Raw genomic sequence first — 22,235 nt, 5'->3', positions numbered from 1 at the left:
CCTACACCACCACCACGACGGGGACGATCATGGCCTTGCGGCGCAGCTTCGTGCCCACCCAGCGTCCGATCGTGCGTCGCACGATCTGCTGCAGCTGCTTGTGATCGGTGACGCCGTCGCGCATCGCCGCTTCGAGGGCGTCCGCGATCTGCGGCTTGATCTTCTCGTAGACCTGGCGATCTTCGGCGACGCCCTTGGCGTGGATGTCGGGGCCCGACACGATGTGCGCGGTCGTGGGCTCGACGACGGTGATGACCGAGATGAAGCCCTCTTCGGCGAGCGTACGGCGGTCGCGCAGGTCGTCGTCCGTGACGCGGCCGACGCTCTTGCCGTCGACGTAGATGAACTCCGTGTCGAGCTGGCCGACCGGGCGCGCGACGCCGTCGACGAGGTCGACGACGGTGCCGTTCTCGGCGATGACGGTGCGGTTCTGCGGCACGCCGGTCTCGATCGCGAGTGCGGCGTTAGCGACGAGCATGCGGTACTCGCCGTGGATCGGCATGACGTTCTTCGGGCGCACGATGTTGTAGCAGTAGAGCAGTTCGCCGGCGGCGGCGTGGCCCGAGACGTGCACCTTCGCATTGCCCTTGTGCACGACGTTCGCGCCGAGCTTGATGAGCCCGTCGATGACGCGGTAGACCGAGGTCTCGTTGCCCGGGATGAGGCTCGAGGCCAGGATCACGGTGTCGTTCTCGCCGACCTCGATCTGGTGCTCGCGATTGACCATGCGGCTGAGCACGGCCATCGGCTCGCCCTGCGAACCGGTCGACATGTAGACGACGCGGTGGTCGGGGATGTCGCCGCTCTTCTTGAGGTCCACGAGCACGCCCTCGGGCACGTCGAGGTAGCCGAGGTCGGCGGCGATCTTCATGTTGCGCACCATCGAGCGGCCGAGCAGCACGACGCGGCGGCCGTTCTTCTGGGCGGCGTCGAGCACCTGCTGCACACGGTGCACATGGCTCGAGAAGCTGGCCACGACGACCTTGCCGGTCGTGCGCGAGATGACCTGCTCGATGACCGGCCCGATGTTCTTCTCGAGCGGAGTGAAGCCCGGCACGTCGGCGTTCGTCGAGTCGGTCATGAAGAGGTCCACGCCCTCCTCGCCCAGCCTCGCGAACGCGCGCAGGTCGGTGATGCGGCCGTCGAGGGGCAGCTGGTCCATCTTGAAGTCGCCGGTGCCGATGACCATGCCCGCATCGGTGCGGATGGCGACCGCGAGCGCATCGGGGATCGAGTGGTTGACGGCGACGAACTCGAGGTCGAACGGGCCGTACTGGACGCGCTCGTCCTCGGCCACCACGCGGGTCACGGGGCGGATCCGGTGCTCCTTGAGCTTGGCCGTCACGAACGCGAGGGTCAGCTTCGAACCGATGAGCGGGATGTCCTCGCGCATCTTCAGGAGGTACGGCACGCCGCCGATGTGGTCCTCGTGCCCGTGCGTGAGCACGACCGCGACGATGTCGCCCAGGCGATCCTCGATCTTCGAGATATCGGGCAGGATCAGGTCGATGCCGGGGTGCTGCACCTCCGGGAAGAGGACGCCGCAGTCGACGATCAGCAGCTTGCCGTCGATCTCGTAGACCGTCATGTTGCGGCCGACCTCGCCGAGCCCGCCGAGCGGGGTGATGCGAAGCGTTCCGGCTTCGAGCGCGGGCGGGGCGTATGGGGGGTTCGTCATGTGTTCCTTGTCCGAGCCCCGGGCCTGTCGAGGGGATCGTTATTCGGGCTCCCCTGCGTCAGGCTCAGGGGCCGCTGGATTAGCGGGTGGTGCCTGCGATCTTCGGCAGTGCACCGCCGGCAGCCGCGTTACGGTCCGGCCTGAAGTTCGAGAAGTCGACGCCGGGGACGTCGGTGACGAGAGCGAGCTCGTCTTCGATGATGGCGGCCTCCCACTCCTCGGGGCCGACGAGCGGCAGGCGCACGCGCGGGCTGCCGATGCGGCCGAGGCCGTGGAGGATGTACTTGGTCGAGACGGTGCCGGGCACGTGCGTCATCACGGCGCGCACGAGCGGCTCGAGGTTCTGGTGAGCGGCGCGCGCCGTGGCGAGGTCGCCCGCGTTGACCGCATCGATCATGGCGCGGTACGGGGCGGCCGCGATGTTCGCGGTGACGCCGATGAGCCCGGTGGCGCCGATGGCGAGCTCCGGGAGCACCGCGGCGTCGTCGCCGCAGAAGTACATGAGGTCGGTCTGGTTGAGCACGCGGCTGACTTCGCTGAGGTCGCCCTTCGCGTCCTTGATGGCGAGCACGTTCGGGTGCTTGGCGAGGCGCAGGATGGTCTCGTACGTGATCGGCACGCCGGTGCGGCCGGGGATGTCGTACAGGATGACCGGCAGGTCGGTCGCGTCGGCGACCATGCGGAAGTGCGTGAGCAAGCCCGCCTGGGTCGGCTTGTTGTAGTACGGGGTGACGATCATGACGCCGTCGGCGCCCGCCTTCTCGCTCGCCCGGTAGAGCTCGATGGCGTGCGCGGTCTCGTTCGAGCCGCCGCCGGTGATGATCTTCGCGCGGCCGGACGACACCGACTTCGCGACCTCGACGAGCTTCAGCTTCTCGGGGTCGGTGAGGGTCGAGGTCTCACCGGTCGTGCCGGTGACCACAATGCCGTCCGCGCCGCTGACGATGCAATCGTCGACGTGCTTCTCGACGGCATTCCAATCGACTTCGCCGTCCGCCTGGAAAGGCGTGACGAGCGCGACGAGTACTTGACCGAAGGGATTCTCTACCTGTGCCACTCGTCTAGGGTACCGGAAGTGCGCTGGGGACGGCATTCGGGTCGCCGCCGGGCACGACGACGCCGAACTCGGTTCCGACCCCCGGCTCGCTCTCGAACGGCAGGGATCCCCCGTGCGCCGGCACGATCGCGCGGGGGATCACCGGCCCGAGCCCCACGCCGGGGGTCGCCGCGCGCACCCGCTTCACGAACACGCATCTCCCCCGGTTCGCGCCCGCAAGCGAGCGCCGACCCCGGATCGACGTGCGCGTCGTCTCTCGACTTCCCGTCGTATTCGAGGCTTCGATCGGGCGAAGCGGGCGCCCGGAACCGGTCAGGCGCGGCGCTGCCAGCGTTCGAACCGGTAGCCCAGCCCGTTCTGCGCGACGAGGCGCTCCCCCGGCTCGACCAGGCGCCACGCGGGCCCGATCTCGGGCGCGAACGTGTCGGCCTCCCGCACGTCGAGGTCGATGCGCGTCACCACGAGCTCGTCGGCGACCGGTTCGGCGGCGCGGTACAGCTGCCCGCCGCCCATGATCCAGGCCGTCGGCGCATCGGCCGCGAGCGCCAGCGCGTCGTCCACCGATGCCGCGATGCTCGCCCCGTCGGCAGCGTAGCCGGCATCGCGCGTGACGACGATGTTCTCGCGCCCCGGCAGCGGCCGGAACCGCTCGGGCAGCGATTCCCAGGTGCGGCGCCCCATGATCACGGGCGCGCCGTTCGTGACGCGCTTGAAGTGCGCGAGGTCCTCGGGAAGATGCCACGGCATATCGCCGTCACGACCGATCGCGCCGTCGCGGGCCTCGGCCCAGATCATTCCCAGTCGCATGGATTCCTCCGATCGGCTTCCACGCTACCCGAGGCGGGGCCGCTCTCAGACCGCGACGGGGGCCTTGATGCCCGGGTGGTGCACGTAGTCGATGAGCTCGAAGTCCTCGAGCGTGTAGTCGAAGATCGAATCCGCCTTGCGCACGGCGATGCGCGGGTAGGGGTACGGATCCCTGGCGAGCTGCTTCTCGACCTGCTCGACGTGGTTGTCGTAGATGTGGCAGTCGCCGCCGGTCCAGATGAACTCGCCCGGCTCGAGACCGGTCTGCTGCGCGACCATCAGCGTCAGCAGCGCGTAGCTCGCGATGTTGAACGGCACGCCGAGGAACATATCGGCCGAGCGCTGGTAGAGCTGGCACGACAGCTTGCCGTCGGCGACGTAGAACTGGAAGAACGCGTGGCACGGCATGAGCGCCATCTCGTCCAGCTCCGCGACGTTCCAGGCGGAGACGATGATGCGGCGCGAATCGGGGTTCTGCCGCAGCTGCTCGATCACCTGGGCGATCTGATCGATGTGCTCGCCGCCCGGAGCCGGCCACGACCGCCACTGCACGCCGTACACCGGGCCGAGATCGCCGTTCTCATCGGCCCACTCGTCCCAGATAGTGACGTCGTGCTCCTTCAGGAACGCCGTGTTGCTCTCGCCGCGCAGGAACCACAGCAGCTCGATCGCGACCGACTTGAAGTGCACGCGCTTCGTGGTGATCAGCGGGAACGACTCCGCGAGATCGAAGCGGATCTGCTTGCCGAACAGGCTGCGGGTGCCCGTACCGGTGCGGTCGCTCTTCGGCGTGCCGTGCTCGTGGATCTCTCGCAGCAGGTCTTCGTACGGGGTCGGGATCGCCTGAGCAGTCATGGGTACCAGACTACCGCGGGAGGCGCGACGCGGATCCGCTGTTCGCTCCCGGCCGCTGATGGCCGAATGCCCGACCCGCCGAGCGCGAGGGCGCGCTCGGCGGGTCGAGCGGCGCGCGGCGATGCTTCGTCCTTAGCCGCTGAGCCCATCGTCGAAGACGTCCATCACCGACGTGTCGCTCGTGGCGTCGGCCTTGCCGAGGATGCGCCCCTGGAAGAAGTCGGGGGCGACGCGCGCCTGGATGAGCATGAGCACGACACCGAGGCCCAGTACGACGACGCCGATGATGCCGACGAGGCCGACGCCCGCGATGCTGCTGCCGGAGCCGAACTCCGGATCCATGCTGTCGATGGTGGTCTGGACGAACACGACGAGCAGCAGCACGCCGCCGAGGCCGGGCAGCACGACCTTCGAGAAGAGCGCGCCCGCACCCTCGCGCACGGCCGACTTGCGGAAGTACCAGGTGCTCGCGAGGGCCGTGATGCCGTAGTAGAAGCAGACCATCATGCCGAGCGCGGTGATGGTGTCCCAGAGCACGTCCTCGCTGAGGAAGCGCATGATCGCGTAGAACACGGACGCGACGATCGACGACCACAGCAGGGCGACGTAGGGCGACTTGTACTTCGGATGGATGCGCTTGATCGACTGCGGCAGGGCGCCGTAGTGCGACATCGCGAGCAGAGTGCGCGCAGGCGAGATCGCGGTCGAGTTGATCGAGGCCATCGCCGAGACCAGGATCGCGAGGGAGAGCAGGATCGCGGCGGGGCCCATGACGGGGTGCGCGAGCGCTGCGAAGACGTTCTCGGCGATCGCGGAGTTGCCGAGGCCGGTCGGGCCGTCGCCGATGCCGGCGTAGGCGACCGTGGCGGCGGCGGTGCCGACGTACATGACGACGAGGATGACCACGAGGATCATCGCGGCCTTGCTCTCGGTCGACATGCGGCCCTTGGACTTCTTGGTCTCCTCGCCCATGGTGAGCACGGTGTCCCAGCCCCAGTAGACGAAGATCGACACGGCGATGCCGGCGGCGAAGGCGCTGAAGCTCGACACCTCGAGCGGGTTGAACCACGACAGCTCGGGCATACGGCCCTCGGCGTTCGCGGGGTCGGCGGCGCCGATGAACATCGCGATGATGAACCAGACGAGCACGGCCACCTGGAAGACGACGGTGATGTACTGGAAGATCTTCGTCGAAGTCATGCCGCGGTACGAGATGACCGTCGCCATCGCCATGAATCCGAGGCAGACGAGGATATTGATGAAGCGATTGCCCGCGATATCCGCGATCGACGGATCGTCCGCGACGATGGCGATCGACTGGAACAGGAACTCGACCGCGATGCCCGCGAGGTTCGACAGCACGAGCACGGTGGCCGCGATGAGGCCCCAGCCGGCCATCCAGCCGATCCAGGGGCCGAAGGCGCGCGATGCCCAGGTGAACGAGGTGCCCGAGTCGGGCATCGCGCTGTTCAGGGCGCGGTAGCCGATCGCGACGAGCAGCATGGGCAGGAAGCCCACGAGGAAGATGGCGGGGGTCTGATAGCCGACCTCGCTCGCGGCGGGGCCGACAGCCGAGGTCAGGGTGTAGGCCGGGGCGCACACCGAGAGGCCGATGACGAGCGCGCCGAGCACGCCGACGGTCCCCGATTCGAGCCCCTTCTTGCTGATGCCGGACACCGAGTCGAGGGTTCGCGTCTCGGGTGCGGCGGCGTTCATGTCGTACTTGGACATCGGGTCGTCCTTCACTCGCTTCTTCGCGCGGCGCGTGCGCCCGCTGTTCCACTCCGACAGGCCGGGTAGGCCTTCGGGATCTCGCACGATTCTAAGCGGATAGCGACGAAATCCGCAATTTATGCAGCTTCAACGACGGATTCCATCACGTTCGAGACCGATGGCTTTCCGCACCGCCTCCCGCGCGCGCTTCCGATCACCGGCCGCGTCGTAGACCATGCCGAGCCGCATCCAGGCCGCCCACGACTTCGGCGCGGCCTCGACCTCTGCGCGGTACTTCGGGAAGACGGCGTCGGCGGCGTCGCGCGTCGGTCGACCCGACGGCAGCGTCTCGAACGCGTCGTCGGGCAGCTGCCCGAGCTCGTCGAGCCGATCCGCGAGCCGCGTCGCGTCGCGTCCGAAGCGCAGTTCGCGCAGCAGCGCCCAGGCGCCGATGAGGGGCAGCACGAGCATGGCGGCTCCCATGGCGACCGCGACCGGCGTCCCCGAGGCGAGCAGCGCGATGCCGCGCAGCCCCGCGAACGCGAAGTAGAGCACGAGCATGGCGCTCATGATCAGCACGCCGATCTGGGAGCGGGTGCGCGGGGTCAAGCGGCGCCTCCGGCGGCCTCGGAGCCCGAGCCGATGCCGAGCAGCCGATCGAGCCCGACCGTCAGCCCCTCCAGCCCCATGATCGCCTCGAGCGCGACGACGATGCCGGCGCGGTACGCCTCGTTCGAATGCGTGTCGTGCGTCACCGTGAGCACTTCGCCGGGGCCGCCGAAGCGCACCTCCTGCTTCGCGACGACGCCCGCGAGGCGCAGGCTGTGCACGGGCACGCCGGCGATGAGCTCGCCGCGGGCGGGCTGCTCGGCGAACGGCGCGTCGACGGCACGGCCGCCTCGCGCCTCGGCGATGATCTCGGCCGTGCGCACCGCGGTGCCCGACGGCGAATCGATCTTCTGCGGGTGATGCGCCTCGACGATCTCGACGGCGTCGAAATAGGGCGCGGCGATACGGGCGAGGGCCGTGCCGAGCACCGACCCGAGCGAGAAGTTCGGCACCACGACGGCGGCTGCGCCGGGCAGCGCGCCGATCCGCTCGCGCAGCGCCTCCAGCTGTTCGGCGGAGTAGCCGCTCGTGCCGACGATGACGCGCTGGCCGCGCGACAGCGCGCGCTCGACGATGGCCGGCGAGACGTCGGGCCGGGTGACATCGATGAGCACGTCGGCCTGCGCGCCCTCCTCTGACCCGGAGCGGCTGTCGAGCCGGGCCGCGAGCTCGAACTCGGGGTGGGAGTCGACCACCTCGCAGATGAGCCTTCCCAGACGGCCGGTTGCGCCCGAAACGGCGATGGTTGCAGTCATGGCTTCAGGATACTCGCAGCGTCGAGCGCGACACATCGCCGACGGCGACCGTCGTGAACGGGCGCGACACGAGCTCGGCCGCGACCGCGCGCACCTGCTCGATCGTCACCTCGGCGAAGCGTTCGAGCGTGGCGTCGAGGTCGTAGAGCTCGCCGCTGCCCAGCTCGGCGCGCCCCAGGCGCCCCATGCGCGTATCCGAATCCTCGAGCGCGAGCGCCGAAGAGCCGGCGATCTGACCGAGCGCCCGCTCGCGCTCCTCCTCCTCGATGCCCGCGTCGGCGATGCGCTGCAGCTCGGCGCGGCTGAGCTCGATGACGTCGGCCGCCTTCTCGGGCGCGCTGCCCGCATACATGCCGAAGACCCCCGCATCCGAGTAGCTCGCGCCGAACGAGTAGGCGGTGTAGGCGAGGCCCCGCTTCTCGCGGATCTCCTGGAAGAGCCGGCTCGACATGCCGCCGCCGAGCACCGAGTTCATGAGACCGAACGCGAATCTGCGCGGATCGGTCGAGGTGAACCCCTCGGTGCCCATCAGGAGGTTGAGCTGTTCGGATGGCCGCTCGGTGACCCTGACCGCGCCGAGGCCGTCTGCGGGCCGCATCGCCGGTTCCGCGATCAGAGCCGAGGCCCCGAGCTGATCGCGGCGCACCGGAGCTGCGGCGCGCCCGGTGTGCCAGCGCTCCTCGGGCGACAGATCGAGCGCCGCGACGACCTGCTCGACGAGGCGGTCGTGGTCGACGGCCCCCGCTGCCGTGATCACGAGGGTCGAGGGATCGTAGCGGTCCCGGTAGTGCCGCTCGACGTCGTCGCGCCGCGCCCCGCGGATCGTCTCGGGGTGGCCGCCGATCGGGCGCCCGAGCGGGTGGTCCAGCAGCACCTCCTCGAAGAACTGCTCGCTCGCGACGTCGGCGAGATCGTCGGCCGCCATCGCGAGCTCTTCGAGGATCACGCCCCGCTCGGTCTCGAACTCGCCGGCGTCGAGCAGCGAGTTCGTCACCATGTCGGTGAGCACGGTCACTGCGACATCGAGATCTTCGTCGCGCACCTTCGCGTAGTAGCAGGTGTACTCCTTGGCGGTGAGCGCGTTGTGCTCGGCGCCCAGACGATCGAAGCTGGTCGCGATGCTGTAGGCGTCGCGCGACGGCGTGCCCTTGAACAGCAGATGCTCGAGGAAGTGGGTCGACCCGAGGCTGCCCGGCGCGTCTCCCCGCTCGCCCTGCTCGTCGCGCGAGCCGACGCCGACCCAGAAGCCGATCGAGGCGCTGCGGGCCGAGGGCATCCGCTCGGTCAGCACGCGCAGACCGCTCGGATGAACGGTGCGGCGCATGCACCCGCCGCCCAGATCGGCCGAGATCTCGGGGCGGTCGAGGGGCAGCAGAATCGGGTCGCGCATCGTCCCAGCCTATCCTCCGACCGCCCCGAGTTCTCTCCGAGCACCGCCCTTTCGCCTATACTGGAGGGGTATTTGATCCGTTCGTGATTTGCGAGGCCATCTGCATGTCGAATTCCGAGTCCGCACCCGCCGGTCAGGCCCAGCCCGACGCCGTGTTCGCTCCCTCCCCCCGCCCGCGCATGGCGGCTTCCACCGTGTTCGCCCTGCTGGCCTCGGTGATTCTCGTCTTCGGCGGTTTCTACCTGATGGGCTCCGCCTTCAGCTACGGCGACGGCCCCGGCATCTGGCTCTTCGCGGGCGGCCTCGCCGCCGACGTGATCGGCTTCTGGCTCGCCTTCAACTGGCTGCCGAACCGCGAGCGCTGATCCCGCTCCCATCGCACTCTGAGAAAGGCCCTGCCCCGTTTCCGGGACAGGGCCTTTCTCGTGCCCGCACGGCGCCTCCCCCTGCGCCCCACCTGCCCCGCCACGCCCCGCTCCACCGCGCCCCGCCCCGCCCCGGGGCCGCGAATGCGCGAAATAGTGCAGTATCAGTCGCGGATAACGCACCAGATCGGGCACGCGACACCGAACGCGAGGAGAGCCGCGCGGGAGGTCGCCGTTCAGCGGGCCGGCGAGAATGCAGAACGCCCGCCGCACCGGAGGGTGCCGGGCGTTCTGCTCAGCGGGTGAGGGTTACTCGGCCGCCTCGGCGGGAGCCTCTTCCGCCGCCTCTTCGGCCTGCTCCTCGAGCACGGGCTCGAGCGAGAGCTTGCCGCGATCGTCGACCTTCGTGATCTTCACGAGAACCTTCTGGCCGATCGAGAGCACCTCGTCGACCGACTCGATGCGCTTGCCGCCGACGAGCTTGCGCACCTCGGAGATGTGCAGCAGGCCGTCCTTGCCCGGCAGCAGCGACACGAAGGCGCCGAAGGCGGCGTTCTTCACGACGGTGCCGAGGTACTGCTCGCCGACCTCGGGGTTCTGCGGGTTCGCGATCGCGTTGACCTGGGCACGAGCGGCCTCGGCCGAGGGGCCGTCGACCGCGCCGATGTACACGGTGCCGTCGTCGTCGATCGAGATGTCGGCACCGGTCTCGTCCTGGATGCCGTTGATCGTCTTGCCCTTGGGGCCGATGAGCTCGCCGATCTTCGAGACCGGGATCTGCACGGTGATGACGCGCGGCGCGGTCGCGGCCATCTCGTCGGGCGCGTCGATGGCGTCGTTCATGACGCCGAGGATCATGGTGCGCGCCTCCTTCGCCTGCGAGAGCGCGCCCGCGAGCACGTCGGAGGGGATGCCGTCGAGCTTGGTGTCGAGCTGCAGCGCGGTCACGAACTCCGAGGTGCCTGCGACCTTGAAGTCCATGTCGCCGAGCGCGTCCTCCGCACCGAGGATGTCGGTGAGGGTCGCGTAGCGGGTCTCGCCGTCGATCTGGTCGGAGACGAGGCCCATCGCGATGCCCGCGACGGGTGCGCGCAGCGGCACACCGGCGTTGAGCAGGGACAGCGTCGACGCGCAGACCGAACCCATCGAGGTCGAGCCGTTCGAACCGAGCGCCTCGGAGACCTGGCGGATGGCGTAGGGGAACTCGTCGCGGGCAGGGAGGACCGGAACGAGCGCGCGCTCGGCGAGGAAGCCGTGGCCGATCTCGCGGCGCTTCGGGCTGCCCACGCGACCGGTCTCACCGGTCGAGTACGGCGGGAAGTTGTAGTGGTGCATGTAGCGCTTCGACGTCGTGGGCGACAGCGAATCGATCTGCTGCTCCATCTTCAGCATGTTCAGCGTGGAGACGCCCATGATCTGGGTCTCGCCGCGCTGGAAGATGGCGGAGCCGTGGACGCGAGGGATGACCTCGACCTCGGCTTCGAGCGCACGCACGTCGCGCAGGCCGCGGCCGTCGATGCGGGCGCCCTCCGAGAGGATACGGCCGCGTACGATCTTCTTGGTGACGGCCTTGTAGGCGGCCGAGACCTGGCCCTCGGCCGAAGCGTCGAGCTCGCCCGCCTCGATCTTGGCGGCGACGGCCTCCTTGACGCGCGCCTTCAGCGCATCGTCGGCGTCCTGACGCTCCTGCTTGTCGGCGATCTGGTAGATGCCGGCGAGCTCGCTCTCGGCGAGAGCGGCGACGGCCGCGTAGGTCTCGTCGGTGAACGGCAGGAATACGGGGTAGTCCTGCACCTCCTTGGCCGACTGCGACGCCATCTGCTCCTGCGCCTTCACGAGCTGCGCGAGGAACGGCTTCGCGGCCTCGAGACCCTGCGCGACGATCGCCTCGTCGGGCTTGACGGCACCTGCCTTGATGAGGTTCCACGAACCCTCGGTCGCTTCCGCCTCGACCATCATGATGGCGACGTCCTCCGTGCCGTCCGCCTGGGTCACGACGCGACCGGCGACCATGAGGTCGAAGACGGCCTCGGAGACCTGCTCGGCGGTCGGGAACGCGACCCACTGGTCGGCGTGCTCGCCGTGGCCCGGGATGAGCGCGAGGCGCACACCGGCGATGGGGCCCGAGAAGGGCAGGCCCGAGATCTGGGTCGAAGCCGACGCGGCGTTGATCGCGAGGGCGTCGTAGTATTCGCCCGGGGCGATCGACAGCACGGTGATGACGATCTGCACCTCGTTGCGGAGGCCGTCGACGAACGACGGGCGCAGCGGACGGTCGATCAGGCGGCACACGAGGATGGCCTCGGTCGAGGGGCGACCCTCGCGGCGGAAGAACGAGCCGGGGATCTTGCCGGCGGCGTACGAGCGCTCCTCGACGTCGACGGTCAGCGGGAAGAAGTCGAAGTGATCCTTCGGATGCTTCGACGCGCTCGTCGCCGAGAGCAGCATGGTGTCTTCGTCGAGGTAGGCGGCGACTGCGCCCTGGGCCTGCTGCGCGAGGCGGCCGGTCTCGAAACGAACGGTGCGCTTGCCGAAACGGCCGTTATCGAGAACGGCTTCGGCTGACTTGATCTCAGGACCCTCCACGGGATCTCCTTCTGGTAGCAGTGAGCACGTGCGGCGGCAGCTCCGAGCCCCGTAGGGTGCTGCGTGCGACCCGGACGCTGATGTTCAGTAGTTCGGCCACTCTGCGCCGACCATCTTGCGAAGAGGAACCCACCACCGAAGACCAGCCCGCCGACCGACGTACTCGGTTCATCGTTGATGCGGACAGATGCCCGCAGGGCCAGCCTACCACCGCACCCGCGATTTCCGCCCGAGCATTGGCGCGGTCCCGCCGCTGATCGACGACTTCTTCCAGGAACTGCGCGGTGAGGACTACACTCCCGGTGTGAGCCGCAGCCCTTCGACCCGTCCGCTGTCGTTCGTGCTCTGCATCGCGGCCCCGCTGTCGATCGCGATCCTCATGAACGCGCTCGTACGGCCGGCTCTGGCAGAGCGGCTCGGAGGCGAGCGCCGGCAATCGATGACCACGGCGAAGAGCCAGGACGGCTGGTGGGCGTTCGACGCCGCGACACGAGACGCGCACCCCGCGCTGACGGCGTTCTTGGAGTTCAGCGACGGCGCGCTCGCGGTATCCATGCTCGCCGTCGCCGCAGTCGCGGCCATCGCCTATCTGCTGAGGGACCGCCGCCGCGAGCGTTCTCGGACCCTCTAGCGGTAGAAGCCGTCGCGCAGGTCGATGCCGTATTCGAGACGGGCCTTCATCGCCGCGAGCATGCCGGTCCACCCCATGCAGTTGCCGAATGCGCTCTGGGCGCCCTCGACGGTGGGCCGCCACGCCCGCTCGGTGATGCGCACCTCGGTGCGGGCCCCGTCGTCGACCGCCCGGAACACGAACTCGACCTCGGTGCCGCGCGCATCGACCGTCGCCTGCGGATCGCCGCCCCAGCGCAGCAGGACGCGCTCGGGGGCCCGCGCTTCGAGCACCTCGACCGGGAAGGCGCCGGGGAAATCCGCGAAGTCCCACTGCACCGTCGCCCCGGCCTCGATGCGGCCGACCGCACCGCCCGTCGTGAAGTAGCTGCTCAGCGCCTCGGGTGCGGCGACCGCCTCGTACACCTCGGCCGGCGGCTTCGCCATGAAGCCGAACACGGTGAACTCGAGCTGCTCGAGGGGCGTCTGAAGCTGCACCGAAGTCGATTCGCTATTCATGCGCCGAGCCTACTTCGGCTGCGACCGGTCGCAGGCGAGAGACCGGTTTCCACGAATTATCTACGGAAATTCTTGCTCCGGACTCGCGATATCACGAAAGAGCACCTACAATCAACCCGAACCTTCGCCACTCACGCGTGGCGCGAAGCGCATGTCGAGCCCACCCGTCTCGACGCATCTATTCCTATTCCCACAAAGGAGTGTCCGCATCTTGTCGGAAACCACGACCGCATCGAGCACCGGTCAGGGCGAGGCCCTCGTCCGCGGCCTCTCGAACCGCCACCTGCAGCTGATCGCCATCGGCGGCGCGATCGGCACCGGCCTCTTCCTCGGCTCGGGCAAGGTCATCAGCCTGACCGGCCCGTCCGTCCTCTTCATCTACGCGGTCATCGGCTGCATGATGTTCTTCCTCATGCGGGCGCTCGGCGAGCTGCTGCTCTCGAACCTCAACTACAAGACCTTCGGCGACATCGCGAAGGATCTCATCGGCCCGTGGGCCGGGTACGTCGTCTCCTGGACGTACTGGATCACCTGGGTCGTCATCTGCATCGCCGACATCATCGCGATCACGAGCTACGTCTCGTACATCAACGCGTCGATCCCGCCGTGGTTGCCCGCACTCATCACGGCGGTCGTGCTCACGATCCTGAACCTGCAGCCGGTGAAGTTCTTCGGCGAGTTCGAGTTCTGGTTCGCGATCATCAAGATCGTCGCGATCCTCGCGCTCATCGCGACCGGCGTCGTGCTGCTCGTGATCGGCTTCGAGAACCCCGACACCGGTACCCAGGCCTCGCTCGCCCACCTCTGGGACGACGGCGGCATGTTCCCGTTCGGCGCGAGCGGCTTCCTGCTCGGCTTCCAGCTCGGCATCTTCTCCTTCATCGGCGTCGAGCTCGTCGGCACCGCCGCGGCCGAGACCGCCGACCCGCACCGCAACCTGCCCCGCGCGATCAACTCGATCGTCGTGCGCGTGCTCATCTTCTACATCGGCGCGCTCACGGTCATCATGGCGATCACGCCGTGGAAGGATCTCGACCCGGCCGACAGCCCCTTCGTGACGACCCTCGCCCTCGCCGGCTTCGGCGCCGCCGCGTTCGCGATCAACCTCGTCGTGCTCACCTCGGCGGCCTCGAGCGCGAACTCGGGCTTCTACTCGGGCACCCGCATGATGCACGCGCTCGCCCACGACGGGCACGCCCCCGGCGGCTTCGCGCTCACCGATAGCCGCGGCGTGCCGAAGCGCGCGGTCTTCTTCTCGGCCGTGTTCCTGTTCTCGGCGGTGCCGATCCTGCTGCTCGGCGACAGCGTCATCGAGGCGTTCACCTTCGTGACCTCGGTCGCTTCGACCTTCATCCTCTTCATCTGGAGCATGATCGTCATCAGCTACATCCAGTACCAGCGCAAGCACCCCGACCGCCACGAGGCGTCGAAGTTCAAGATGCCGCTGCCGAAGGTGTTCCCCTGGCTGATCCTCGCCTTCTTCGCGTTCATCCTCGTGACGCTCGGCCTCGCCGAGGACACGCGCCTGCCGCTGCTCTTCACGCCGATCTGGTTCGTCGTGATCGCGATCATGTGGCAGTTCACGAAGCGCCGCCTAACCCGCGAAGGCCGGCCGCTCACGGCCGCGATCGAGCTTCCCGGCACGGGCGAGGACGCGCTGCACCAGTAGGCGACGCGCTCCTCGAGCCGGCATGAGCAAGGCCGGGGCGGGCGCTTCCGCAACGGAGAGCGCCTGCCCCGGCCTTGCTCTTGCGACCAGGGATCGCCGTGCGCCGGAGCTCCCGGCGCGTTCACCGCGTCACACGAAGGCCGACATGCCCGTGATCTCGCGGCCGATGATGAGTGCCTGCACGGTCTCGGTGCCCTCGTAGGTGTGCAGCGCCTCGATATCGGCGAAATGGCGGGCGACCCGGTTCTCGAGCAGGATGCCGTTGCCGCCGAGCAGATCGCGGGCGTTGCGGGCCATGTCGCGCGCCGTGCGGGTCGCCGTGTACTTGCCGAGCGAGGCGCCCGGGCCCGTGAGCTCGCCCCGCTCCTCCGCGCGCGTGAGCTGCATGAGCAGTGTCTGCAGCGAGGTCAGCTGCGAGAGCATCTCCGAGAGACGGGCCTGCACGATCTGCGACGCCGCGAGAGGGCGGCCGAATTGGATGCGCTGCTTCGCGTAGTGCACCGCGGTCTCGTAGACGGCGGTCGCCTGGCCGAGCGCCGCCCACGCCACGCCGAGGCGCGTCGCCTGCAGCACGCGGCCGGTGTCCTTGAACGAGCGGGCGCCGGGCATCCTCGCGCTCTCGGGCAGCCGCACATCGTCGAACTCGATGTCGGTCTGCCAGATGGCGCGCAGCGACACCTTCCCCTCGATGGTCGAGGCCCGGTACCCCGGGGTGTCCTGGGGTACGAGGAATCCCTGCACCTGGCCGTCGTCGCCGCGCGCCCACACGACCGAGACCGAGCCGATGTTGCCCGAGCCGATCCACTTCTTGTGGCCGTTGATGAGGTACCCGCCGTCGACGCTCTCGGCGCGGGTCTCGAGGCTCACGGAGTCCGAGCCGTGCGTGGGCTCGGTGAGGGCGAACGCGCCGAACTCGGTGCCGCGGGCGAGGGGCTCCAGCCACCGGTTCCGCTGCTCCTCCGAGCCGCAGTACGCGATCGAACGCATGGCGAGGCCGCCCTGCACGCCGACGATGGTCGCGATCGAGCCGTCGCCGCGTGCGAGCTCCATCGTCGTGAGGCTCGCCGCGAGCAGGCTCTGCTCGGGGAAGCCCGGCACGTCGAGGCCGTCGCGCAGCAGGTCGAGGTCGCCGAGGCGCTTCGCGAGATCGAGCGGGTACTCGGCGCGGTCCCAGATGCCGGCGATGACCGGGCGCACCTCCTCGTTCACGAAGCGGCGGGCGCGATCGCGGTAGGCGAGGTCGTCGGCCGAGACATCGCGGAACACGCCCGCGACATCCGGGTCGAGCGGCTCCCACAGCTCGTACTCGGGCGCCTGCGTGCCCTGCGCCGCGGGGTTCATCTTCGACATGGCAGTTCCAATCTGTCGGTCCGACTGCGAATCCGTCTTCCACGAGCATGCCTGGCACTCCGTCTCAGGTCAAGTCATGAAATCGCGCGCTACAGCACCCCAACGCACTATTCTCGGCAGGGAATCGGACGGAACTGAGTATCAATCCCTGATTCTGTGGTACCTTTCTGGCCATGTCCCCCCTCACCTCGAGCTCCCCCGGCGACAGCTCCGCGGCTGCGATCCGCTGCCTCGCCGAACAGGGGTACGAGGCGACGACCGCCGAGGACCTCGCGAACGCGATCGGTGTCAGCCGCAGCACCTTCTTCCGCCGTTTCGGGAGCAAGGACGACGTCGTCTTCGCGGACCACGACATCGCGCTCGCGCAGCTCGAGTCCCGCCTCGGCACCGCCGACGACGAGATCGCGAGCACCCTCGCCGAGTCGGCCGCGGCAGTACTGCGCCTGCTCGCGCGCGACCCCGAGGCCGCGCGCCTGCGCTTCGAGCTCATGCGCGACACCCCGGCGCTGCGCGACCGCGAGCTCGTCATCACGCACCGCTACGAGCGGGTCTTCGCCGCGTACCTCCGGCGAGCGCTCCCCTCGGAAACACCGGCATGGGTTCCCGCGTCGCTCGCCGCGGGCGTCGTCGCCGTGCACAACACGACGCTGCGCGCCTGGCTCACCGGCGACGTACCCGATGCGGCGCGCACGATCGAGGCCGACCTCGCGCGCATGATCTCGCTCTACGACCGCTGGCTCTCCCCCGGCGCCGACACGGCGAAGCGCCGCGTGCTCGTCGCGGTGTACGAGGCGCAGGGGTCGCCGGAGTCCGTGCTCGACGCCGTCGCGCGCAGGCTCGACGCGTAGCCGGCCGAGAACGGCATCAGCTCGTCAGGAGATGCTCCGCCTCGGCGTTTCTCGAACATCTGCTGACGAGCCGACGAGCCTCAACGGCCGTAGCGACCTAATGGCCCACCCCTCGCTTCGCTCCGTGGGCTGGCGCCGTGTGCGCCGCGGGCCACGGAGCTCCGACGCGATGCGTCTCCGTTCAGTGGCCCGCCCCTCGCTTCGCTCCGTGGGCCGGCGCAGTGTGCACCACGGGCCACGGAACTCCGACGCGATGCGTCTTCGCTCAATGGCCCACCCCTCGCTTCGCTCCGTGGGCTGGCGCAGTGTGCGCCACGGGCCACGGAACTCCGACGCGATGCGTCTCCGTTCAGTGGCCCCTGCTAATCCATTCGTCCAGGTGCGGCTTCTCGGCGCCGATCGTCGTGCTGTCGCCGTGGCCGGTATGCACGACAGTCTCATCGGGCAGGGTGAGCAGTTCGTCGCGGATCGACTCGATGATGGTCGGGAAGTCGCTGTACGAGCGCCCGGTCGCCCCGGGGCCGCCGTTGAACAGCGTGTCCCCGGTGAACACTACGCCGAGTTCGGGCGAGACGAAGCACGTCGACCCGGGCGAATGCCCCGGCGTGTGGCGCGCGCGCAGGCCGACGCCCGCGATCTCGAAGCCCGCGCCGTCGACGATCTCGTGATCGGGCGCAGCGTCGGGGTGGATCGCGTCCCAGAGCATGCGGTCGGCGGGGTTCAGATGGAGTGGAGCCCCGAGCAGTTCCGCCGTCTCGCGGGCGGCGCGGATGTGGTCGTCGTGCCCGTGGGTGAGCAGAATGGCGACCGTCCGGCGATCGCCCACGGCGGCCTGCACTGCGGCGGGGTCGTGCGCCGGGTCGATCACGATGACCTCGGAGTCGTCGCCGACGATCCATACATTGTTGTCGACGTCCCAGGTGCCGCCGTCGAGCGAGAAGGTGCCGCTCGTGACCAGCCGTTCGATGCGCGCGACCATTACAGCACCACCACCGATCGCAGCACCGTGCCGCCGGCCATCTTGCCGAAGGCCTCCTCGACGTCGCCGAGGCCGATGCGCTCGGTGACGAAGCCTCCGAGGTCGAGTCTGCCGAGCTTGTACTGGTCGATGAGCATCTGGAAGTCGCGGCTCGGCAGGCAGTCGCCGTACCACGACGACTTCAGCGACCCGCCGCGGCCGAACACGTCGAGCAGCGGCAGTTCGAGCTTCATGTCGGGCGTCGGCACACCGACGAGCACCACGCGGCCCGCGAGGTCGCGGGCGGTGAACGCCTGCGTGTAGGTCTCGGGGCGGCCCACCGCGTCGATGACGACATCGGCGCCGAAGCCGCCGGTGAACGCCTGGATGGCGGCGACCGGGTCTTCGCCCCGCGAGTTCACCGTGTGCGTCGCGCCGAAGCGCTTCGCCTGCTCGAGCTTGGCATCGTCGATATCGACGGCGACGATGGTCGTCGCGCCGGCGAGCTGCGCCCCCGCGATCGCCGCCGTACCGACACCGCCGCACCCGATGACCGCGACCGACTCGCCGCGCTGCACCTCGCCGGTGTTGATGGCGGCGCCGATGCCCGCCATGATGCCGCAGCCGAGGAGCCCCACCGCGGCCGCGTCCGAATCCTCGTCGATCTTCGTGCACTGCCCCGCAGCGACGAGCGTCTTCTCGGCGAACGATCCGATGCCGAGCGCCGCCGAGAGCTCCGTGCCGTCCTCGAGCGTCATCTTCTGCGACGCGTTATGAGTGGCGAAGCAGTACTGCGGCTGCCCCTTGCGGCAGGCCCGGCACTGGCCGCAGACGGCGCGCCAGTTCAGGATCACGCGATCGCCCACCGCGACCTCGGTCACCCCCTCGCCGACGACCGCGACCCGCGCGGTCGATTCGTGGCCGAGCAGATACGGGAACTCGTCGCCGATGCCGCCCTGCTGATAGTGGTAGTCCGTGTGGCAGACGCCGCAGGTGAGCACGTCGACGACGACCTCCCCCGGGCCGGGCTCGGGCACGACGATCGTCTCGATCGTCGCGGGTGCGCCCTGTTCGCGCACGACGACGCCCTGCACTCGATAGACCATTCACGGCTCCTTCCGAAAGCGGTTCGCGCCGTACGGCGCTGGACTCCCTCCACACTATCGGCCCGCGGCTCCGGATACTCGGCGCCGCCCGTGTGGGAAGGACCTGCCGAAGGGCAGGCTGGTGGGCGACCCCGTTGACAGCCTCGACGGTCGCGAGTACTCCTGAGGTATGCCCACCCGACTCCTCTCCATCGGCACCGCCGTACCCTCGGCGAGGCTCGACCAGGCTGAGACGCGCGGCTTCTTCGTCTCGCAGCCCGGCGTCGACCGTCTGACGGCGCGGTTGATCGGCACGGTGTTCGACCATTCGGCCATCGACGGCAGATACTCGGTCATCGGCGGCGCCGGCGCGCGGGAGCCCCTCTTCGCCGACGCCGACGACACGCTGCTCACGCCCTCCACCGGCGCGCGCAATGCGCTGTATCGCCGCGAAGCGCCTGCCCTGTTCGCGGCGGCGGCGCGGGCCGCGGTCTCCGAGGCGGGCGTCGAAGCCGCCGATATCACCCATGTGATCACGGCTTCGTGCACCGGCTGCTTCGCCCCCGGCCCGGATTACCTCCTGGTGAGAGAGCTCGGGATCCCTCCCTCGGCCGAGCGCACCCACATCGGTTTCATGGGCTGCGCCGCCGCCTTCCCCGCTCTGCGGACCGCCGCTCGTGCCTGCGAGGCCGCGGAGGGCGCCGTCGTGCTGGTGGTGTGCGCCGAGCTCTGCTCGATCCACATCCGTTCTTCCTCGGATCCCGAGCAGATCGTCGCCTCCGCCGTGTTCGGCGACGGGGCCGCTGCCGCCGTGCTGACATCGGGCGCCCCGAGGGCCGAGGCTCCGCTTCTCGAGGTCGGCGCGTTCGCGACAGGGATCACCTCCGAGGGCGAGCAGGACATGGACTGGACGATCGGGGATCAGGGCTTCGAGATGCGGCTGACCGCCGAGGTGCCGCGCATCATCGGCCGGGAGATCGCGGAGGCGGTCGGCGCCATGATCGGAGCGGATGCGGGAGCCCTCGTGGACGGCTGGGCGGTGCACCCCGGCGGCCGCAGCGTGCTGGACCGGGTCGAGTCGGGGCTCGGCCTCGACCGCTCCGCACTGGACCATTCCCGGGCGGTGCTGCGCGATCACGGCAATATGTCGAGCGCCACGATCCTCTTCATCCTCCGGCGCTTCCTGCACGACGATGCTCTCGCGGACGGCAGCCGCGTCGCGGGCCTCTGCTTCGGGCCCGGGCTCACGATCGAAACGGCGCTGTTCACGCGTCGCGCCGAGGGCGGCGGGCGCCGTATCGCACCCGCCGATGCGGGCGCTGCATGAACCTGGCCGAGCGCGACGCCCGGCTCGCTGAGCTGATGGACGACCCGGCCTGCGATCCCGAGCGGCTGCGTCGCACCCTACGGCGCTTCGGGGTCGTGAACCGCGCGGTCTCCAGTTGGGGGTCGGTCTACCGCTCGCATCTGCGCCCGGTGCTCGCGGCGCTCGACGGCCCCGCCCGCATGCTCGACATCGGCAGCGGCGGCGGTGACGTCCTGCGCCGCATCTCGCGCCTCGCTCTGCGCGACGGCTTCCGTATCGAGGCGCTCGGGATCGACCCCGACCCCCGCGCGCTCGGAGCGGCGCGTGCGGGGCGACCCGTGGCGGGGCTCTCGTTCCGCGAGACCCGCAGCCGGACGCTGGTGGAGCACGGGGCCCGCTTCGACATCGTGATCTCGAATCATCTGCTGCATCATCTGGACGACGACGCCTTCCGGGAGCTGCTGAGCGATTCGGCCGTGCTCGCGACGCGGCTCGTCGTGCACTCGGACATCGCCCGCAGTCGCACGGCGTATCTCGCCTTCGCCGCGGCCGTCACCCCGATCGCACCGGGCAGCTTCCTGCGCGTCGACGGGCTGCGGAGCATTCGGCGCAGCTATACGCTGCCGGAGCTGGAGCAGCGGCTCCCTGCGGAGTGGCGTGCGGAGAGCCCGGGCCCCTTCCGGCTGCTCGCCGTGCATCGCGGCGCTTCGGAAGAACGGCAGGAGGGCCGGTAGCGGACGGCTCCCGGAGACGACTCCTCTCAGTCCTCGTCCCACCCCAGTTGCGGCGCGCTGCCCCGCTCGCGGAACACGAACTGCGACGGCGGCCTGCGCTCGCGGCTCGACCAGTCGATCACGGGCCGCTGCGAGGTATCGGGGACGTAGCCGATGCGGTACAGCGCCATGAGCTCGAGATCGTCCGGGATCTCGAGCATCTCGGTCAGCCGCGCCCACTGTTCCGGGACCTCCATCGGGAACGAGATGAACTGGATCCCCATGCCGAGTTCCACTGTCGTGAGCCAGACGTTCTCCATGGCCGCCCCCAGGCTGAACTGGCAGTAGAAGTCGGCCAGGTGATGCGCCGTGCGCTCCCTGCGGTCGAGCATCGCACCGAGGATCAGCGGCGAACCCGCGACGAGCCTGCGGTTCTCCTCGCCGAGCGTCTGCGGCACGCGCAGCATGCGCATCATCCCGACCCCCGATTTCGTGAATACCGCGCGTGTGAACGGCCGCAGCGCCGAGGGCAGCTTGTCGAAGTACATGCCCGAGCGGTGCTCCGCCATCTCCTCCGCGCTGAAGCGGAAGTGCCGCTTGTACCGCTCGAAGAACGACCCCTCGGAGATGACGGCCGTCATCGATTCCCCGCTGATACGGGCGATCGTGTCGATAGTGGAGCGATCCTCGATGATCAGGAACCGCCACGGCTGGCTGTTGAACTGGGAGGGTGCCGCAGCGGCGGCCCTGATGAGGAGCCGCTGATGCTCCTGCGTCACGGATTCGGGCAGGAACGGCCCGTTCGTGGTGCGACGGCCGAAGAGAACGTCGAGGAATTGCATACGGGGCTCCAGGGGTCGGGATTCGGGGATCTGCGCGGGCGCCGGCCTATCCCGGGCGCGCCGACCAGAGCGCGAGGGCGGCGATGTAGCAGGGGGCTGCGAGCAGTCCGAGCGCGACGTGCCGGCGCGGGTGCCGCGCCACAGGGGCGGTGACGAACGGCAGCAGCGCGAGCGGCACGAGCGCCGCCAGCAGCAGCATGCCCCGCACCCAGGCCTGCGGGAACGAGAACACGGCCGCGGCCGCAGTCAACGCGCAGGTGACGATGAACAGGCGCGCGTGCCAGCTGCGCCGAATGCGGCGGCCCCGCATGCTCAAGGTGCCGACCGTGACGGTCGCGGCGTACGAGAGCACTGCGAGCGGCACCCACGGCGCACCGCGGGTGAGCCACAGCCCGATCCATGACAGGGAAGAGGGATCCGAGTCGGCCATGCCCCTCCCTCCCCGGGCGGGGCCGTACGGCATCGCCCGACGGGTTCGACGGTACCCGCGCGCCTGCTTCCCCGCAACGGGTCGCGCGGGC

At 69.4% G+C, this 22,235-nt stretch carries 22 protein-coding genes; 6 read left to right on the top strand and 16 right to left on the bottom strand.

Annotated elements, in window-relative coordinates; all coding sequences use genetic code 11:
- Position 1: 1 nt before the first annotated feature.
- The 9 genes from ACUYTF_RS09495 to ACUYTF_RS09455 all read right to left on the bottom strand — a co-directional run bounded on the left by ACUYTF_RS09495 (position 2) and on the right by ACUYTF_RS09455 (position 8,864).
- Entirely contained in the window at positions 2-1,678 is a 1,677-nt protein-coding gene (locus ACUYTF_RS09495) for an RNase J family beta-CASP ribonuclease (RefSeq protein ID WP_434142594.1), read from the bottom strand.
- Between the two features lie 79 nt (positions 1,679-1,757).
- The gene (dapA, locus tag ACUYTF_RS09490) at positions 1,758-2,771 is read right to left on the bottom strand and encodes a 4-hydroxy-tetrahydrodipicolinate synthase (RefSeq protein WP_434142592.1); all 1,014 of its coding nucleotides are present in this window, start codon (positions 2,769-2,771) and stop codon (positions 1,758-1,760) included.
- A complete protein-coding gene (locus ACUYTF_RS09485) occupies positions 2,740-2,922 on the bottom strand; it encodes a hypothetical protein (RefSeq protein ID WP_449279652.1) in 183 nt (60 codons plus the stop codon). Before ACUYTF_RS09485 ends, dapA begins: the two co-directional genes overlap by 32 nt.
- 125 nt (positions 2,923-3,047) lie before the next feature.
- Positions 3,048-3,542, bottom strand: a complete 495-nt coding sequence (locus tag ACUYTF_RS09480; protein ID WP_434142588.1) for a dihydrofolate reductase — start codon at positions 3,540-3,542, stop codon at positions 3,048-3,050.
- A 45-nt stretch (positions 3,543-3,587) separates the two neighbouring features.
- Complete coding sequence (locus ACUYTF_RS09475) at positions 3,588-4,397, bottom strand: thymidylate synthase (protein ID WP_434142586.1); 810 nt, start codon at positions 4,395-4,397, stop codon at positions 3,588-3,590.
- 132 nt (positions 4,398-4,529) lie between these two features.
- The gene (locus ACUYTF_RS09470) at positions 4,530-6,128 is read right to left on the bottom strand and encodes an amino acid permease (protein WP_434142584.1); all 1,599 of its coding nucleotides are present in this window, start codon (positions 6,126-6,128) and stop codon (positions 4,530-4,532) included.
- A gap of 129 nt (positions 6,129-6,257) precedes the next feature.
- The gene (locus ACUYTF_RS09465) at positions 6,258-6,719 is read right to left on the bottom strand and encodes a hypothetical protein (RefSeq protein WP_449279651.1); all 462 of its coding nucleotides are present in this window, start codon (positions 6,717-6,719) and stop codon (positions 6,258-6,260) included.
- A complete protein-coding gene (dapB, locus tag ACUYTF_RS09460; protein ID WP_434142580.1) occupies positions 6,716-7,474 on the bottom strand; it encodes a 4-hydroxy-tetrahydrodipicolinate reductase in 759 nt (252 codons plus the stop codon). Before dapB ends, ACUYTF_RS09465 begins: the two co-directional genes overlap by 4 nt.
- A gap of 4 nt (positions 7,475-7,478) precedes the next feature.
- Positions 7,479-8,864 carry an insulinase family protein gene (locus tag ACUYTF_RS09455; RefSeq protein WP_434142578.1) on the bottom strand — a complete coding sequence of 462 codons (1,386 nt, stop codon included), beginning with the start codon at positions 8,862-8,864 and terminating at the stop codon, positions 7,479-7,481.
- Positions 8,865-8,968: 104 nt separating this feature from the next.
- On the opposite strand from ACUYTF_RS09455, the gene ACUYTF_RS09450 reads away from it, so the two are divergent.
- Positions 8,969-9,229: a hypothetical protein gene (locus ACUYTF_RS09450; protein WP_434142576.1), complete on the top strand. Its 261-nt coding sequence runs from the start codon at positions 8,969-8,971 to the stop codon at positions 9,227-9,229.
- A gap of 309 nt (positions 9,230-9,538) precedes the next feature.
- Here ACUYTF_RS09450 and ACUYTF_RS09445 read toward each other — a convergent pair whose 3' ends face one another.
- Positions 9,539-11,815: a polyribonucleotide nucleotidyltransferase gene (locus ACUYTF_RS09445; RefSeq protein WP_449279650.1), complete on the bottom strand. Its 2,277-nt coding sequence runs from the start codon at positions 11,813-11,815 to the stop codon at positions 9,539-9,541.
- A gap of 187 nt (positions 11,816-12,002) precedes the next feature.
- Here ACUYTF_RS09445 and ACUYTF_RS09440 point away from each other — a divergent pair, with 187 nt between their 5' ends.
- Complete coding sequence (locus ACUYTF_RS09440) at positions 12,003-12,446, top strand: hypothetical protein (protein WP_434142572.1); 444 nt, start codon at positions 12,003-12,005, stop codon at positions 12,444-12,446.
- Here ACUYTF_RS09440 and ACUYTF_RS09435 read toward each other — a convergent pair.
- The gene (locus tag ACUYTF_RS09435) at positions 12,443-12,943 is read right to left on the bottom strand and encodes an SRPBCC domain-containing protein (protein ID WP_434142570.1); all 501 of its coding nucleotides are present in this window, start codon (positions 12,941-12,943) and stop codon (positions 12,443-12,445) included. The genes ACUYTF_RS09440 and ACUYTF_RS09435 overlap by 4 nt on opposite strands.
- A 208-nt stretch (positions 12,944-13,151) precedes the next feature.
- On the opposite strand from ACUYTF_RS09435, the gene ACUYTF_RS09430 reads away from it, so the two are divergent.
- Positions 13,152-14,612: an amino acid permease gene (locus tag ACUYTF_RS09430; RefSeq protein WP_434142779.1), complete on the top strand. Its 1,461-nt coding sequence runs from the start codon at positions 13,152-13,154 to the stop codon at positions 14,610-14,612.
- A gap of 129 nt (positions 14,613-14,741) precedes the next feature.
- Here the strand turns inward: ACUYTF_RS09430 and ACUYTF_RS09425 are convergent, their stop codons facing one another.
- On the bottom strand, positions 14,742-15,962 hold the full coding sequence (locus ACUYTF_RS09425) for an acyl-CoA dehydrogenase family protein (protein WP_434142569.1): 1,221 nt from the start codon (positions 15,960-15,962) through the stop codon (positions 14,742-14,744).
- 173 nt (positions 15,963-16,135) lie between these two features.
- On the opposite strand from ACUYTF_RS09425, the gene ACUYTF_RS09420 reads away from it, so the two are divergent.
- Positions 16,136-16,810: a TetR family transcriptional regulator gene (locus tag ACUYTF_RS09420; protein ID WP_434142567.1), complete on the top strand. Its 675-nt coding sequence runs from the start codon at positions 16,136-16,138 to the stop codon at positions 16,808-16,810.
- A gap of 349 nt (positions 16,811-17,159) precedes the next feature.
- Here the strand turns inward: ACUYTF_RS09420 and ACUYTF_RS09415 are convergent, their stop codons facing one another.
- Both ACUYTF_RS09415 and ACUYTF_RS09410 read right to left on the bottom strand, forming a co-directional pair.
- Positions 17,160-17,789: an MBL fold metallo-hydrolase gene (locus ACUYTF_RS09415; RefSeq protein WP_434142565.1), complete on the bottom strand. Its 630-nt coding sequence runs from the start codon at positions 17,787-17,789 to the stop codon at positions 17,160-17,162.
- The gene (locus tag ACUYTF_RS09410; RefSeq protein WP_434142563.1) at positions 17,789-18,874 is read right to left on the bottom strand and encodes an S-(hydroxymethyl)mycothiol dehydrogenase; all 1,086 of its coding nucleotides are present in this window, start codon (positions 18,872-18,874) and stop codon (positions 17,789-17,791) included. Before ACUYTF_RS09410 ends, ACUYTF_RS09415 begins: the two co-directional genes overlap by 1 nt.
- A 169-nt stretch (positions 18,875-19,043) precedes the next feature.
- Between ACUYTF_RS09410 and ACUYTF_RS09405 the strand changes: the two genes are divergently transcribed.
- Together ACUYTF_RS09405 and ACUYTF_RS09400 are read left to right on the top strand one after the other, a co-directional pair.
- Complete coding sequence (locus tag ACUYTF_RS09405; RefSeq protein WP_434142561.1) at positions 19,044-20,180, top strand: 3-oxoacyl-[acyl-carrier-protein] synthase III C-terminal domain-containing protein; 1,137 nt, start codon at positions 19,044-19,046, stop codon at positions 20,178-20,180.
- Complete coding sequence (locus ACUYTF_RS09400; protein ID WP_434142559.1) at positions 20,177-20,893, top strand: methyltransferase domain-containing protein; 717 nt, start codon at positions 20,177-20,179, stop codon at positions 20,891-20,893. Before ACUYTF_RS09405 ends, ACUYTF_RS09400 begins: the two co-directional genes overlap by 4 nt.
- Positions 20,894-20,919: 26 nt before the next feature.
- Here the strand turns inward: ACUYTF_RS09400 and ACUYTF_RS09395 are convergent, their stop codons facing one another.
- Both ACUYTF_RS09395 and ACUYTF_RS09390 read right to left on the bottom strand, forming a co-directional pair.
- On the bottom strand, positions 20,920-21,714 hold the full coding sequence (locus ACUYTF_RS09395; protein ID WP_434142557.1) for a nitroreductase family protein: 795 nt from the start codon (positions 21,712-21,714) through the stop codon (positions 20,920-20,922).
- Positions 21,715-21,760: 46 nt separating this feature from the next.
- Complete coding sequence (locus ACUYTF_RS09390; protein WP_434142555.1) at positions 21,761-22,144, bottom strand: hypothetical protein; 384 nt, start codon at positions 22,142-22,144, stop codon at positions 21,761-21,763.
- Positions 22,145-22,235 lie beyond the last annotated feature (91 nt).

It is taken from the genome of Leucobacter sp. GX0328 (assembly GCF_053567315.1).
Note: the sequence above shows the minus strand (reverse complement) of the source record. Positions and strands in the feature narration are given on the sequence as shown.

Coding starts and splice junctions, on each gene's coding strand:
- ACUYTF_RS09495 (WP_434142594.1), bottom strand. CDS start 1,678: ATGACGAACCCCCCATACGCCCCGCCCGCGCTCGAAGCCGGAACGCTT.
- dapA (WP_434142592.1), bottom strand. CDS start 2,771: ATGCCGTCCCCAGCGCACTTCCGGTACCCTAGACGAGTGGCACAGGTA.
- ACUYTF_RS09480 (WP_434142588.1), bottom strand. CDS start 3,542: ATGCGACTGGGAATGATCTGGGCCGAGGCCCGCGACGGCGCGATCGGT.
- ACUYTF_RS09475 (WP_434142586.1), bottom strand. CDS start 4,397: ATGACTGCTCAGGCGATCCCGACCCCGTACGAAGACCTGCTGCGAGAG.
- ACUYTF_RS09470 (WP_434142584.1), bottom strand. CDS start 6,128: ATGTCCAAGTACGACATGAACGCCGCCGCACCCGAGACGCGAACCCTC.
- dapB (WP_434142580.1), bottom strand. CDS start 7,474: ATGACTGCAACCATCGCCGTTTCGGGCGCAACCGGCCGTCTGGGAAGG.
- ACUYTF_RS09455 (WP_434142578.1), bottom strand. CDS start 8,864: ATGCGCGACCCGATTCTGCTGCCCCTCGACCGCCCCGAGATCTCGGCC.
- ACUYTF_RS09450 (WP_434142576.1), top strand. CDS start 8,969: ATGTCGAATTCCGAGTCCGCACCCGCCGGTCAGGCCCAGCCCGACGCC.
- ACUYTF_RS09440 (WP_434142572.1), top strand. CDS start 12,003: ATGCCCGCAGGGCCAGCCTACCACCGCACCCGCGATTTCCGCCCGAGC.
- ACUYTF_RS09435 (WP_434142570.1), bottom strand. CDS start 12,943: ATGAATAGCGAATCGACTTCGGTGCAGCTTCAGACGCCCCTCGAGCAG.
- ACUYTF_RS09425 (WP_434142569.1), bottom strand. CDS start 15,962: ATGTCGAAGATGAACCCCGCGGCGCAGGGCACGCAGGCGCCCGAGTAC.
- ACUYTF_RS09420 (WP_434142567.1), top strand. CDS start 16,136: ATGTCCCCCCTCACCTCGAGCTCCCCCGGCGACAGCTCCGCGGCTGCG.
- ACUYTF_RS09415 (WP_434142565.1), bottom strand. CDS start 17,789: ATGGTCGCGCGCATCGAACGGCTGGTCACGAGCGGCACCTTCTCGCTC.
- ACUYTF_RS09410 (WP_434142563.1), bottom strand. CDS start 18,874: ATGGTCTATCGAGTGCAGGGCGTCGTCGTGCGCGAACAGGGCGCACCC.
- ACUYTF_RS09405 (WP_434142561.1), top strand. CDS start 19,044: ATGCCCACCCGACTCCTCTCCATCGGCACCGCCGTACCCTCGGCGAGG.
- ACUYTF_RS09400 (WP_434142559.1), top strand. CDS start 20,177: ATGAACCTGGCCGAGCGCGACGCCCGGCTCGCTGAGCTGATGGACGAC.
- ACUYTF_RS09395 (WP_434142557.1), bottom strand. CDS start 21,714: ATGCAATTCCTCGACGTTCTCTTCGGCCGTCGCACCACGAACGGGCCG.
- ACUYTF_RS09390 (WP_434142555.1), bottom strand. CDS start 22,144: ATGGCCGACTCGGATCCCTCTTCCCTGTCATGGATCGGGCTGTGGCTC.